This is a genomic window from Massilia sp. FBCC-B171, from assembly GCF_059134155.1.
This window is the reverse complement of record NZ_CP101443.1, coordinates 3,310,805-3,324,656: the sequence shown is the minus strand read 5'-3', so window position 1 is coordinate 3,324,656 and position 13,852 is coordinate 3,310,805. Positions and strand designations below refer to the sequence as shown.

Below are 13,852 nucleotides of genomic sequence, written 5' to 3'. Positions count from 1 at the left end.
GTGTCGCTGATTACCCGGGCCGTCAATCCACCGCATGCCGCGGCAAAATCATGGTGAGCGCGGTCCCGCCACCCTCGACCCGCCCCAGCGCCACACTCCCACCCAGCCCCCGCGCCCGTTCGCGCAGCAGGCGCAGCCCATGGCAATGCAGCGACTCCGCCGGCGCCGGCCGCGCCAGCCCGACGCCATTGTCGCGTACGGTCAGCATGAGCTGCTCGCCGTCGTCATCGAGAATCACCTCGACCGCCGTCGCCTTCGCATGTTCGAGGGCGTTGCGCAGGCCTTCTTCGGCGCAGCGCAGCAGGGCCACGCCCTGGCCACGCGGATAGGCGTCGTCGTCGTCGGGCAGGCTGACGCTCGCCTTGATGCCGTGTTCCTGGCCGAACTCGGCCACCAGCTCCGACAGCGCCGCCTTGATGCCCAGGAATTCCAGCTTGTCGTTCCACAAGTTTAGCTGCACCTGGCGGTTGGTTTCGATGATGCCGTTCAGGAGCGTCTTCATCTGCTGCGCGCGGTCGAGCGCCTTGCCGTCGCTAAGGCCCTTCGACAGCAGGCCCAGGTGCATGGTGAGCGCCGTCATCGACGAACCCAGGCTGTCGTGGAGTTGCCGCGCCAGCAGGCGGCGCTCGTCGTCCCAGCAATTCATCAGGTGCGTGACCAGCTCGGTCAGTGCGGCGGTGCGTTCTGCAACCAGCCGTTCCAGGTCCGGGTCGAGGTGTTGCGGGTCCGGTGCGGTCATCGTAGGCTCGGTTGAATGTTTCCCAAATAATACATCAGCTTCGCGCACGCAGCGCGCACAGTGGGCGCACTGCGTGCGCTGCCGAACAGTGCGTCAAGGCGTTTCGGACGATGCTGGAGGCCTGGATATCTTGTTAAAACCACAAACACCATCAGGGAGTTCTCATGACGAAAAGCAATGAACCGATTGACGCCATTGCGCTGTTAAAGCAACAGCATCGCGAGGTCAAGGAGATGTTCGACCGCTTCGAGAACATGACCGACCGCGCCAAGGTCAGCAAGAAAAAGCTGGCTGACGAGATCTGCAATGCGCTGATCATGCACACGACGATCGAAGAAGAGATCTACTACCCGGCTACCCGCGAAGCGAGCGAAGAGACCGAAGACATGGTCGACGAGGCCGTGGTCGAACACGCATCTGCCAAGGACCTGATCGCGCAGATCATGGAAATGGATCCGGGCGACGACCTGTACGACGCCAAGGTCAAGGTGCTGGGCGAACTGGTCGAGCACCACGTCCAGGAAGAGGAAGAAGAAATGTTCCCGAAGACGCGCGAACTGAAGCTGGACCTGAAGGCACTGGGCCAGGAAATGAAGGCGCGCCAGATGGAAATCGAAGCGACGCAGTAATCCCGTCCAGTGCGGGAGCAATGAAAAGCGGCGCCGAAGCGCCGCTTTTTTACGTCCGTGCCGCGCTTACCCCGCCGCGGCAGGCAAGGCTGCCGGTTCTCCCAGCGCGCCGAGCAGCTGGGCGATATCGACCGGTTTCACCAGGTGCATGTCGAAGCCCGCTTCGAGCACGCGGCGCTGGTCTTCGGCCAGGCCGTAGCCGGTGAGGGCGATCAGGCGCATGGCGCTGGTGGCCGGATTGGCGCGCAGGCGCCGTGCCACTTCGTAGCCGTCGATGCCGGGCAGGCCGATGTCGACCAGGGCCACGTTCGGCAGGTGGGCGGTGGCCAGCGACACGCCATCGAGCCCGTCGGCCGACTGCAGCACGGGATAGCCATACACGTCGAGCATGGTCGCCATCATTTCGCGGCCATCCTCGTTGTCTTCGATCAGGAGCACGGCCGGTTTGCCGGGCGCTTCGCTGGCCGCAACGGGCTGCGGCGTGTGCTGGGGCTGCATCGCTTCGGCGCGCGGCAGGCGGATCGTGAAGGCGCTGCCTTCGCCGGCGCCGCTGCTGGTGGCGCCGACGCTGCCGCCATGCAGTTCGACCAGGCGCCGCACCAGCGACAGGCCGATACCGAGGCCGCCCTGGGCGCGGTCCAGGCTGATCGAGCCCTGGACGAACACGTCGAACACGTGCGGCAGCAGGTCGGGCGCGATGCCCACGCCGGTGTCGCGCACGGTGAGCAGCACGTCCTCGCCTCCAAGCCCAATCGTGATGTCGATCGTGCCGCCGGCCGGCGTGTATTTCAGCGCATTGTCGATCAGGTTGGTCGCGATCTGTTCCAGGCGCGTCGGATCGCCGTCGACCCAGTTCGGCGCCAGGTCGACATTGATGCGGTAGCCGCCGGTGCGGCCGGTGGCGCGGAAGGTGTCGAGGCAGGCGCCGACCAGGCTGGCCATGTCGACCGGTTTGCGCGCCAGCAGGATCTTGCCCGACATCGCACGCGACAGGTCGAGCAGGTCGTCGACGATGCGCGAGAGGTGCTGGGTCTGGCGCTGGATGATCTGGCGCGCGCGGGAGGCCATCTCGGCGTGCGCGCCCGGCATGTCGATCAGGGCCGCGGCGCTGGCAATCGCCGACAGCGGGTTGCGCAGTTCATGGCCCAGCATGGCGAGGAATTCGTCTTTCGCGTGGCTCTTGGCCTCGGCTGCCTGGCGTTCCTCGATCTCGCGCATCAGGCGCTCGTTGGTGCCGGTCAGTTCCTCGGTGCGCTGGGACAGCTTTTCGGTCTGGCGGCGCAGCTGCTCGTTCTTGTTGGCCAGGGCCACGAAGACCGACACCTTGGCATGCAGGATCTGCGGAATGACGGGCGTGAACAGAAAGTCGGCGGCGCCGCGCTGATAGGCCTTCAGGCGATCGATCTCATCGGCCAGGAAGGCGGTGACGAAGATGATCGGGATGTCGGCGGAACGGGCGCGCTGGTGGATCGCTTCGGCCGTCTCGAACCCGTCCATGCCGGGCATGTTGACGTCCAGGATGATCACGGCAAAGTCGTGCAGCAGCACCTGGCGCAGCGCTTCCTGGCCGGAACGCGCGGCCAGTACCGTGTAGCCCGTTTCGTCGGCCCATTGGTCGAGCAGACTGCTCAAGGCCAGCAGGCTTGCGGCATCGTCGTTCACGACCAGAATTTTTGGTTTGTCGATTGTTGGCACGTCGTTCCTGCTGCGTTCGTCGTAGTGGGCCAAGATTCTGCGGGACTGAAAGGATAGCAGAGAGCCTTTGTTTTCCAAAGTAAAGACACAAATCAGGCGAGCGAATCATAGCACGCCGATTTCTAATGCTTGTGGGCAATCGTGCCGGGTGTTGCGTGTTCGCCAGCGCACATACGAACGGGGTGCCGCATGCGATAGTGGAACCACGTCCAGTTCGACCCGGTCGAACTTGAACAGGCTGCTTACTTGAGAGGACAAAAATGAACATCGATACCATCGTAAGCGAGCAGTACCGCGGCAAAACGCCCATGGAACTGGTGGATGCACCGCTGACGGCCCTGTGCGGCATCGGCGAAAAAGAGGCCAGGGCACTGCGCGAGGCCTTCAACGTGACCACCATCGGCCAGCTGGCCCGGCACCAGGTCATTGCCAACGCCTTCGCCATCGAAATGATTGCCGCCCCCGGCTCGCTGTCTGCCTCGGAAACGGCCAAGGAAACCCTGCTCGACGACGCCGTCGAGATGACCTTCCCGGCCAGCGACCCGATCTCGGTCGATTCCGGCATCACCCGCATCGAGGTGGCGCCCGAGAAGGTCGAAGCGGCGCGCGACCACCAGAATGCGGCGGCCATCGGCGCGCACAATGAAGAAGCGTGCGGGCATACGAATGTCGGCAGGACCCCGGGCCAGTCGTAACAATCGATTGATCCGATAGAGCGGCGCACGCGCCCGCAGCAATGCGGGTGCGGGCGCCGTTGTCGTTTACAGATTGAATCCATCAACGGTTCACGCATGTAAAAAAGGCCCAATTCCAACGCATTGGAATCGGGCCTTTCTTTATGGCGTGCGCCTTACCTGTGCGGCACCAGCTCCGGCACCTGCTTGGCCGGCGTCTTGAGCGCGACCTTCGGGCCACTGCCGGTGGAGCAGTAGCGGTTCTTGCCCGAGCGCTTGGCTTCGTAGAGCGCGTAGTCGGCGATGCTGATCAGGGCGTCGACCGATTCGGCATCGTCCGGGTAAATGCTGATGCCGATCGAGGTCGACAGGCGCAGCGTCAGGTCGTTGATGAAGAAAGGCTCGACCAGGGCATCGACCAGCTTGGCGGCCGGCCCCTGGGCATCGGCCAGGCTGTGGATGTCGCCCAGCACGACCATGAATTCGTCGCCGCCCAGGCGTGCGACCGTGTCTTCCTTGCGCGAGGTGGCCAGGAGGCGCTGCGAGACCATTTTCAGGATCTCGTCGCCATAGGCGTGGCCATAGGTATCGTTGATCGCCTTGAAGCCGTCGAGGTCGAGATACATGATCGCGGCCTTCGCATGGCTGCGGTTGGCGTGCTGCAGGGCCGTTTCGATGCGGTCTTCCAGCAGGCGCCGGTTCGGCAGGCCCGTCAGGGCGTCGTGCAGGGCAAGCTCCTGCTGGGCTTTCGAATACTGGGCCAGCTCCTTGTAGAGCAGGCGCACTTCGAGCATGTTGTGGATGCGCTTGTGCACTTCCAGCAGGTCGAAGGGTTTGCTGATGAAGTCGCGCGCGCCTGCTTCCAGGGCGGCGATCTTGAAACTCGGCTGGGCGGTCAGGGCCAGCACCGGCAGGTAGCCGCCTTTTTCGATTTCCTTCAGGCTTTTCATCACCTGGAAACCGTTCAGGCCCGGCATCTGCAGGTCGAGCAGGATCAGATCATAGTTGTGCTCGCGGTGCAGCGGGCAAACCTGCTCCGGCTCCATGGTCGAGCTGACGTTGGCGTAGCCTTCTTCGCGCAATATCTCTTCCATCAATTCGATATTGTCTGGCGAATCGTCCACGACCAGGATCTTGGCGTTCAAAATTTCTTGTCTGCTCGGCATGCTTTGTCTCTTCGAAATAGGTACTGGAAGGAAACTAAGTTCACTTCAGAAATCCAACTTTCCCACTTCACGTAGTCTATCAAAGGCTAAAGAATTTCTTGTAGGACAGCGCCGCGTCCTATAGTAGGAACTTCATTAATGCTTTCGTGCGGCCGCCGGACGCACCAGCGAACCCACCACATCGATCAATTCGCTCGGCTCCACGGGCTTGGAAATATGCGAGGAAAAGCCCGCTTCGAGCGCGCGCAGCCGGTCTTCGGAGCGTGCGAACGCGGTCAGGGCGACGGCCGGGAGCAGCCCGCCGCGGTCGCGCGGCAGAGCCCGTATCCACGACAATAACTCAAAACCATCGACTTCGGGCATCCCCAGGTCGCTGATGAGAAGGTCCGGCATGTCCGCCTGCAGGGTTTCGAAGGCTTCGCGGGCGCTGCCGGCGATGCGTACCTTGGCGTGGCAGTCGGTCAGGATGCGCAGGATCAGCTCGCGCGCGTCGCGGTCGTCGTCGACCACCAGCACCGACACCCCGGTCAGGTTGCGCAGGGTCAGGTCGGGAGCGGCCGGCGGCGGGCTGCCCAGGATCATGGCGCTGCGCCGCTCGGCGCGCGTCATGGCCTTGGCCAGCGGGAGTTCGAAGGAGAAGCTCGCACCCAGGCCTTCGCCGGCACTCTCTGCGCGCACCGTGCCGCCGTGCTGCTCGATCAGGTGCTTGACGATGGCCAGGCCCAGGCCCAGCCCGCCGTGGCGGCGCGTCATCGAGGCGTCGGCCTGGCGGAAGCGCTCGAACACGTGGGTGATGAATTCCGGGCGGATGCCGGCGCCGGTGTCGCGCACGGTGACGACCACCGAGCCGTCGCGCGGCGCCAGTTCCACCGTCACCAGGCCGTCGCGAGGCGTGAACTTGATCGCATTCGAGAGCAGGTTCCAGACCACCTGCTGCAGGCGCGCCGGGTCGCCCGCGACCATGCCGGGGGCCAGTGCATAGCGCTTCTCGATGCGGATGTTCTTGGCGTCGGCCGCCGGGCGCACGGTTTCGATGGCGGCGTCGAGGAAGCCCTCGGGCTTCAGGGTCTGCATGTCGAGCAGCACCTTGCCCGAGGTGATGCGGCTCATGTCGAGCAGGTCTTCGATCAGCTGGGCCTGGGCGCGTGCGTTGCGCTCGATGGTCTGCAGGCCGCGCTGCAGGTCGTTTTCGTCCTTGCCGCCGCGGCGCAGCACCTGGGCCCAGCCGAGGATGGCCGAGAGCGGCGTGCGCAGTTCGTGCGAGAGCGTCGCCAGGAATTCGTCCTTCATCTGGCTCGAGCGCTCGGCTTCGGCGCGCGCCTCGCGCTCGCTTTCCAGCAGCACCTTGCGCTCTTCGGCGGCCTGCTGGGCCGCTTCGTAAAGGCGCGTATTGTCGAGCGCGACCGCGGCCTGGGCGGCGATCCCGCGCACGATGCGTTCGGTGCGCTCGGTAAAGATGCCTGGCTCCGGGTGACCGAAGAACATGGTGCCGAGCACTTCGCCGGAACCGGCCGTGACCGGCACGGCGAGATAACTGCGCACCGTCGGCTGGCCCGACAGCAGGCTGAACTGCGACGGGCTGCGGCCGGTGCGCGGGTCGCCCTGCATGTCGTCCATGCGGATCAGGCCGGCGCCGCGGAAGCTCGGGCCGAACAGGGCGCTGGCCTGGGGCTCGCCGAAACTCTGGAATTCCTTGGCAGTGCCGCCGGAGAGCGTGTAGAGCGAAAACTTCGGTCCGTCGCTTTCCTTGCCGTGATAGAAGAAGGCGCCGAAGCGCGCGCCGGCGATGCCGCTGGCGGCGTCGGTGGCCACCTGCAGGAGCGAGCGCAGGTCGCGCGTCGAGGCCAGCGCGCCGCCGGTGCTGTTCAGGAGTTCGAGTACTTTCGATTCTTCGCGCAGGGCCTGTTCGACGCGCTTGACCTGGTCGACGTCGGTATTCGTGCCGAACCAGCGCACCACCTTGCCGTGGCGGTCGCGCACGGCGTTCACGCGCGTCAGGTACCAGCGGTACTGGCCGTCGGCGCCGCGGATCGGGTATTCCATCTCGAAGGGCGCGCCGCTGCGGATCGAGGCGCGCCAGTGTTCGAGCATGGCGGGCAGGGCGTCCGGTTCGACCGTGTCTTGCCAGCCCCAGCCGGTTGCGCCCTCTGGAGTGGTGCCGGTGTATTCGTACCAGCGTTCGTTGAACCAGACGATGGCGCCGTCGGCCTGCGCCATCCAGGCCAGCTGCGGGATCGTGTTGGCGAGCGCGCGCAGGACTTCCTCGCTCTGGCGCAGGTTGTCTTCGGCACTCTTGCGCGAGGAAATGTCCTGCACTACGCCGGTCATGCCGGTGACGCTGTCGCGCACGGCCGGGTTGGCATAGTCGGCGCGTCCGACCAGGGCGATCCAGCGCGCCGGGCCGCCATCGGGCAGCAGCCGGCATTCGATGTTCAGGCCGGTGTGGGTGGCAAAGGCATGCAGCACTTCGCGGCGCACGGTTTCGCGGTCCGGTTCGTCCAGGCGCGCGCGCAGCTCGGGCCAGGCATGCGCCGCGATCGGGTCCAGGCCGAGGATTTCGGCGGCGCGCTCGCCCAGGCTGACGCGGTCGTTGGCGGCGTCCCATCGCCAGTCGCCGAGGCGTCCGGCGGCCAGCGCCACCTGCAGCCGGCTGTTGCCGTCAATCAGGGCCTGCTGGTCGGCGCGGCGCCGCGTGATGTCGTGGAAATACAGGGTCAGGCCGTCCGGCGAGGGATAGATGCGCGCCTCGACCCAGATCGCCAGGCGCGGATAGAAGAATTCGCGGCTGCCGGCCTGGCGCGTCTGCATCGCGCGTTCCAGTTCGGAGGCCAGGTTGGTGCCCTTGAGTTCCTCGAACTCCTCCCACAGGGAGCGCCCGAGCAGCCCTTCGCGCGACTTGTTCAGGGGCGCCAGCAGCTGCAGCGCGCGCCCGTTGACATAGGTGATGCACCAGTCGAAGTCGACCGCGCAGAAGGCGTCGGTCAGGCTTTCGAGCATGTTTTCGGTGCGCGCATTGGCCAGGCGCAGCGCTTCTTTGGCGGCGGCCAGCTCGGCTTCGGCCTGCTGGCGCGCGGCCAGCACGGTCGTGGCATTGCGCAGCGCGGCCGAGCGCATCAGTTCGAGGTCGTCGCGGTTATCGCTCACGCGCTGCCCCATGGGACGAGATAGGAATGAAGGTCATGGCAAGAGCGGGGCCTGGCTGGATGCGGCGCGCGCGCAGGGGCGCGGCTTCCGGGCATTCTAGCCCGGCCGCCCTGAATGCCTGCACACGCGTGCGCGCCACTCAGGCGCCCGCCTGCAGCGCGCCGGAGACCCGCCCGAGCGCATCCTGCAGCTGATCGAGCTCGTACGGCTTTTGCAGCGACTGGTAAGGGAAGTCGAGATGGCGCAGCAGCATGTCGCCATAACCCGACGCGAAAATCACTTTCAGGTGCGGGTAGCGTCCCAGCGACAGGCGCGCCAGGTCGACGCCCGACATGCCGGGCAGGCTGACGTCGGTAAACAGCACGTGGTAGTGGCGCGCGGCCAGGTGCGCCAGCGCGTCGTCGGGATGGGCCACGCCGTCGGCTTCGTAGCCGAAGGCCTTGAGCATCTCGCAGACCAGGTATTGCGAATCGAGGTTGTCTTCGACCACCAGGATCGACAGCGTCCCGGCCTCCTCGCCAGGCGCAGCTTGCGCCGCCTGCGTCGCGTTCAGCGCGCACAGCACGCCGCCGATCTGGCCGGCCTCGCCCGCCAGCGGGGTGAAATACAGGTCGAAATGGGCGGCCGCGGCGCCGAAGTTGACGCGGGTTCCGGCGGCGCAGGCCGCTTCGCCGCGCCAGGCGCCAGCCAGCGCCTCGCCGGCGGCGGCAAAGGGCGGGGGCAGCACCGCCGGCACCGAGCCACCCGGCACGCGGCAAAAGCCCGGTCCGGCCAGTTCGCCATACGCTTCGTTGCACAGCACCAGGGGCTGCGGGCCCCAGGCCAGCAGCATCGGCAGCGGCGTATTGAACATCAGGTCTGCCGCCGTGCGCAGCGCCAGCGGCCACCCCGCGGGGTCGCCAAGCGCGCTGGCGCTCCAGTCGTAGGAGGAAACGGTGCGGAGGGAATTACCTGGAGCGTGCATGGAGACGGCCTGTTGTGTATTCAAAAACATGGCCGAATCGTACACTAAATGATGGCCTGTTGGCGGCGCGCTGAAGCGGGGAGTGCGGCAGCCCGGGCGGGCGCGGCCGGTTTCGGCCTTCAGGATGGGCGCGCGGCGGCGCAGGCGATGGCATCCTCGAGCCGGTCGTTGCCCCAGAACATCTCGTCGCCCACGAAAAAGGTCGGCGCGCCGAAGATGCCGCGCGCCGCCGCCGCTTCGGTATTCGCGCGCAGGCGCAGCTTGTTGTCAGGAGCGAGGGCGGCGGCCAGGACGGCTTCCGGGTCCGGCACCAGGCCGTCCAGGGCCTCGCGCACGGCCGCCGCGTCGTCGATTTCGCGGTCCTGCACCCAGTTCTGCTGCATCACGCGCCGGCAATATGCGCCGATCCAGGGTTCGCCCGCGCTCAGCGCGGCCACCCGCATCGGTAGCACGGCGCTGCGCGGGAAGGCGCTCGGGCGGCGCCAGGGCAAACCGTATTTCTCGGCCTGGCGCTCCATGTCGCGCCACATGTAGCGGCCCTTGGCCGGCTGCAGCACGAAGGGCGAGCTGCTCGAGCCGAGTTCGCGAAAGATGGGACCGAGCAGGAAAGGGCGCCACAGCACATCGACGCCGGCATCAAATGCCAGGGCCTCGATGCGCATTGCGGACAGGTAGCTGTAGTTGCTGCCGAACTCGAACCAGAATTCGATGGGCTGGGTCATGGCGTCTCCCGGGCTGATCGGGAAATGATAACAAATCGCCAAGACGAGAGGTAAAAAAAGGCGCTGTTCGCGTTAAGTGTGGAGATCCGTCGCGCGCCCGATGCCGAGCGCCGTCCTTAGCAATCCTTCGGCTGTGTTGATGCGCCCGCCATCGAGCGCCCAGCGCCAACCCAGATAATTGCTCAGATAACGGCTGGCCACGCCACGAAACGGCAGCAGCCAGCCGCGCAGCCGGCTGTGGTAGCTGTTAACGTTCTGCACGTGAATTGCGCCGCGTACCCGGATCCCCGCTTTCAGGTTGACCGCCTCATGGGTGATGCCGGCTTGCCGGGCGAAGGCCCGGTAGGCGGGATGGCCGTCGGAGACCAGCAGGACATCGCGTTCCAGGCGCGGCAGCAGGTGCTGGTGCAATTGCGCCAGCGTTAATGCGCCCTTGCCCGGGACCCAGTCCAGGGTCTGGCCGGTGCGGTCGCGGGCCACCAGCACGCACATCTGCTCGTTCGATATCCCGCGTTTTGTTGCTTTGCCGCCGCGCTTGCGCGATGGGCGATCGAGCGTGCGCGATCCCTTTTGCGACTCCAGTACATACATCTCGTCGGCCTCGGCGATGCCGCCCAGGCACTGCGGCCGGTCGTCCTTGCTCACCTTTAAGAAACGGTGGCGCCAGCGAAAACTGGTGGCGCCGGCCACGCCCAGCTCGGCGGCGGCACGGCGGATGCTGCGCGAGTCGAGCATGCCGCCGAGGTAGTCGACCCAGCGCTCCTTGTGGCGCAGGCGCGCCAGTGCCGTGCCCGTCAAGGCGTTGCAGGTACGTCCGCATTCCGTGCAGCGATAACGCTGCAGGCCGTGGGCGCGGCCGTGCCGGTGCAGCTGGCGCGAGTGGCAGCCTGGACAGACGAGGCGCTGCGCCGCCGCCTGCTCGATGAGGTCGACGGCTTGGTCGCGTTTGGCCGCCGGCACCAGCAGCGCAAGCAAGCGCTCGCGCTGGCGCCGGGTCAGGGTGGAAAGTTGCTTGAGAAAGTGCTCGAACGGAAGTGCTTGCATGGCGTCTCCGGTCTCAGTACGGTCGAGGTTGGACCTCAGCCGTTCCGGAGAATTCCACACTTAACGCGAACAGCGCCTAAAAAAAAGCCCACTCCAGAGAAGCGGGCTGAATCTATTTTCCGAGAAGGACAATAGAGGAGACAGGAAGAATTATGTTGCATTGCAATACCGATTGCCAATTTAGATTTCTGATGACGGTCATTGATGTTTCATATGGCTGTTGCATATGCGCGCTGCATGCGGAGGCGATCCCCCGCACTCGCTTGGTGCATTGAAGAAAATGTTTTACCATGACATATATGTCACGAAACATTTCATCGCTGCGCAACATCGGGCCTCCCAGCGAGCGGCGGGTTTCCATGCCCGCACTGTCGGAATTGATCTTGCCGGGCTATCATGCGTTCGATGCATGCCGTATGGCGGGTGGTGGTTGCACGCCCGTTGCTTCGGCACGGACATGACGAGTCTGGCGAACCGGGTGTGTGCCAGACCTTCGAACGCATCGGCAATGAGCGTGACCTGCAAATTTAACCCCGGCCAATGACCCGACACCGCTTCTTCCAAACCCCGCCGCTGTCGTCCCCCGCGCTCCGGCAGCGGCGGCGCGCCGTCGGCTGGTCGCTGGCCTGCGCCGCGGCCCTGTTCGCGGGCGGCGCCCTGCCGGTCGTGCCGGCCTTCGCCCAGGGCGGAACCAGCCAGGCGCTCGAGCGCCGCGTCAAGGCCGCCTTTCTCTACAAGTTTCTCGGCTATGCCGACTTTCCCGCCGCGGCGTTTGCCGACAGCGGCTCCCCGGTGACGATCGGCGTGGTGGGCTCGGACGAGATGGCGTCCGAACTGTCGCGCGTGGTGGCCGGGCGCCAGGTGCGCGGGCGCCCGATCATCGTGCGCACGCTGCGCGAAGGCGAGCAGGCCCAGGTGCACCTGCTGTTCGTGGCCGGCGGCGACAGCGCCCGCTCGGGACGCATCCTGCGCGCGGCCTCGTCCGCTCCCTTGCCGGTCACCGAGTGCGAGCTCGGGCTGCAGCAGGGCAGCGTCATCAATTTCAGGATCATCGAGGAGCGGGTGCGGTTCGACGTCTCGCTCGACTCGGCAGAGAGGAATAACGTGAAACTCAGTTCGCGCCTGTTGACGGTCGCTAATCGCGTGGTAAAGGGAAACAGCTGATGCAGTCACGCCAGCATTCCCACGACGGCGGTTCCGTCCGCAGCAAACTGATCAAGATGGCGGTCTTCACGACGCTGGCGGCCCTGTTGTCGGCCTCGATCGCCATGCTGCTGCTCGACCTGCGCACCTTCCAGCGCTACTGGGTCGACGACCTCACCACCCAGGCCGACATCATGGCCAGCGTCACCGCGCCGGCCCTGGCCTTCAACGATGCCGTGACCGCGCGCCAGCAGCTCTCCGTGCTGCGCGCGCGTCCGCAGATCCTGGCCGGCGCCGTCTATGCCAACACCGGCGCGCGCTTTGCCACCTATGCCAAGGCCGGCACCGAGCAGACCCTGCCGTCGAGCCCGCAGCCGGCCGGCTACCGGATCGAGCGCGGCCAGCTCGAGGTCTGGCACAAGGTCGTCGAAAACGGGGAGCTGGTGGGCACCGTCTTCCTGCGCGCGCGCTACGGCCTGCTCGAGCGTCTTCTCAATTACGGCGCCATCCTCGGTGGCGTGATGCTGGGCGCGCTGGTGATCGCGGCCCTGGTCGCCTCGCGCCTGCAGGCGGCGATCACGCGTCCGCTCGAGGCGGTGACGAACGTGGCGCGCCAGGTGATGCAGCAGCGCGATTTCACGCTGCGGGTGCCGGGCAATAACAGCGGCGAGATCGGCGTGCTGGTCGAAGCTTTCAACGACATGCTGGCCGAGATCGGGCGCCGCGCCGAGGCCCTGCAGACGGCCAACCGCACCCTCGAACACGAAATGGACGTGCGCCAGAAGGCCGAGGATGCGCTGATCGTGGCCGACCGCCGCAAGGACGAATTTTTGGCGACCCTCGCGCATGAGCTGCGCAATCCGCTGGCGCCGATCCGCACGGGCCTGGACATCCTGCGCATCAGGAGCGGCGACGCCCAGGCCACCCAGCGCGCGACCGACATCATGGAACGCCAGCTGCGCCAGATGGTGCGCCTGGTCGACGACCTGCTGGACGTTTCGCGCATCAATACCGGCAAGTTCGCCATCAAGATGGGCCGCGTCGAACTCAAAGCCGTCGTGAACGATGCGCTCGAAGTGGTACGCACCTATATCGAGCTGCACGGGCACGAACTGGCGATCGATTTGCCGGACCGTCCGGTGTTCCTGCACGGCGACGCCACGCGCCTGGCGCAGATCCTGTCGAACCTGCTGAACAATGCGGCGAAGTACACGAACCGCGGCGGGCGCGTCACCCTGAAGGCCCATGTCGAGGAAAAGACCCTGGTGCTCGACGTGGCCGATACCGGCATTGGCCTGGCGCCCGACATGCTCGATTCGGTCTTCGAGATGTTCGTGCAGGTCGATTCGACCCTCGAGCGCACGAATGCGGGCCTGGGTGTCGGCCTGTCGCTGGCACGCAAGCTGGTCGAGCTGCACGGCGGCACGATCGCGGCATCGAGCGAAGGCCTTGGCCGCGGCAGCCGCTTCACGGTGCGCCTGCCGATCGTGGTCGAACCGGAGCTGCCGACGAAACCGACGCCGGCCGCCTTCATCAGCACCGAGACCTACCGCATCCTGCTGGCCGACGACAACGTCGACTTCGTCAACAGCATCGGCGCCTTGCTCACTGCCATGGGCCACAGCGTGGTGATCACCCACAACGGTCCCGACGCCCTGGCGGCCGCGGCGCGCTTCTGCCCGGACTACGCCTTCCTCGACATCGGCCTGCCGGCGATGTCGGGCTACGACCTGGCGCGCGGCATCCGCAAGCTTTCCTGCGGCCCGATGACGGTATTGATCGCGGTTACCGGCTGGGGCCAGGAAAAGGACCGCCAGCTCGCCTTCGAGGCCGGGTTCGATCACCACATGGTCAAGCCGGTGCGTTTCGAGCAGATCGAGGAAATCCTCAGCAACCGCAGCATTATTAAAAAGCTGCGGACCTGAAAAGGTA

General features: G+C 65.8%; 11 protein-coding genes. 4 read left to right on the top strand and 7 right to left on the bottom strand.

The genetic code is table 11. The features are described 5' to 3' along the window. Positions 1 to 22 precede the first annotated feature (22 nt). Positions 23 to 739, bottom strand: coding sequence for a sensor histidine kinase (locus tag NMB41_RS15030; protein WP_494378619.1), 717 nt, complete (start codon positions 737 to 739; stop codon positions 23 to 25). A 164-nt stretch (positions 740 to 903) separates the two neighbouring features. Between NMB41_RS15030 and NMB41_RS15025 the strand changes: the two genes are divergently transcribed. Further along, positions 904 to 1,368: a hemerythrin domain-containing protein gene (locus NMB41_RS15025; RefSeq protein WP_494378618.1), complete on the top strand. Its 465-nt coding sequence runs from the start codon at positions 904 to 906 to the stop codon at positions 1,366 to 1,368. Positions 1,369 to 1,434: 66 nt separating this feature from the next. On the opposite strand, the gene NMB41_RS15020 is transcribed toward NMB41_RS15025, so the two are convergent. After that, entirely contained in the window at positions 1,435 to 3,063 is a 1,629-nt protein-coding gene (locus NMB41_RS15020) for a response regulator (protein ID WP_494378617.1), read from the bottom strand. 260 nt (positions 3,064 to 3,323) lie between these two features. Here NMB41_RS15020 and NMB41_RS15015 point away from each other — a divergent pair, with 260 nt between their 5' ends. Further along, on the top strand, positions 3,324 to 3,758 hold the full coding sequence (locus tag NMB41_RS15015) for a hypothetical protein (protein ID WP_494378616.1): 435 nt from the start codon (positions 3,324 to 3,326) through the stop codon (positions 3,756 to 3,758). Positions 3,759 to 3,913: 155 nt separating this feature from the next. Here the strand turns inward: NMB41_RS15015 and NMB41_RS15010 are convergent, their stop codons facing one another. The 5 genes from NMB41_RS15010 to NMB41_RS14990 all read right to left on the bottom strand — a co-directional run bounded on the left by NMB41_RS15010 (position 3,914) and on the right by NMB41_RS14990 (position 10,777). Continuing rightward, entirely contained in the window at positions 3,914 to 4,903 is a 990-nt protein-coding gene (locus NMB41_RS15010; protein ID WP_494378615.1) for a response regulator, read from the bottom strand. Between the two features lie 135 nt (positions 4,904 to 5,038). Beyond that, positions 5,039 to 8,047, bottom strand: coding sequence for an ATP-binding protein (locus NMB41_RS15005; RefSeq protein WP_494378614.1), 3,009 nt, complete (start codon positions 8,045 to 8,047; stop codon positions 5,039 to 5,041). 139 nt (positions 8,048 to 8,186) lie between these two features. Continuing rightward, on the bottom strand, positions 8,187 to 9,041 hold the full coding sequence (locus NMB41_RS15000; protein WP_494378613.1) for a response regulator: 855 nt from the start codon (positions 9,039 to 9,041) through the stop codon (positions 8,187 to 8,189). A gap of 89 nt (positions 9,042 to 9,130) precedes the next feature. Further along, positions 9,131 to 9,733 (bottom strand): 2-hydroxychromene-2-carboxylate isomerase, encoded by a 603-nt coding sequence (locus NMB41_RS14995; RefSeq protein ID WP_494378612.1) that lies wholly within the window; start codon positions 9,731 to 9,733, stop codon positions 9,131 to 9,133. A gap of 72 nt (positions 9,734 to 9,805) precedes the next feature. Continuing rightward, entirely contained in the window at positions 9,806 to 10,777 is a 972-nt protein-coding gene (locus NMB41_RS14990) for an IS1595 family transposase (protein WP_494378611.1), read from the bottom strand. A gap of 540 nt (positions 10,778 to 11,317) precedes the next feature. On the opposite strand from NMB41_RS14990, the gene NMB41_RS14985 reads away from it, so the two are divergent. Both NMB41_RS14985 and NMB41_RS14980 read left to right on the top strand, forming a co-directional pair. Further along, complete coding sequence (locus NMB41_RS14985; protein ID WP_494378610.1) at positions 11,318 to 11,941, top strand: TOL_0243 family YfiR-like periplasmic protein; 624 nt, start codon at positions 11,318 to 11,320, stop codon at positions 11,939 to 11,941. After that, complete coding sequence (locus NMB41_RS14980; RefSeq protein ID WP_494378609.1) at positions 11,941 to 13,845, top strand: sensor histidine kinase, YfiR-like protein-associated; 1,905 nt, start codon at positions 11,941 to 11,943, stop codon at positions 13,843 to 13,845. Before NMB41_RS14985 ends, NMB41_RS14980 begins: the two co-directional genes overlap by 1 nt. The last annotated feature ends 7 nt before the right edge of the window (positions 13,846 to 13,852 follow it).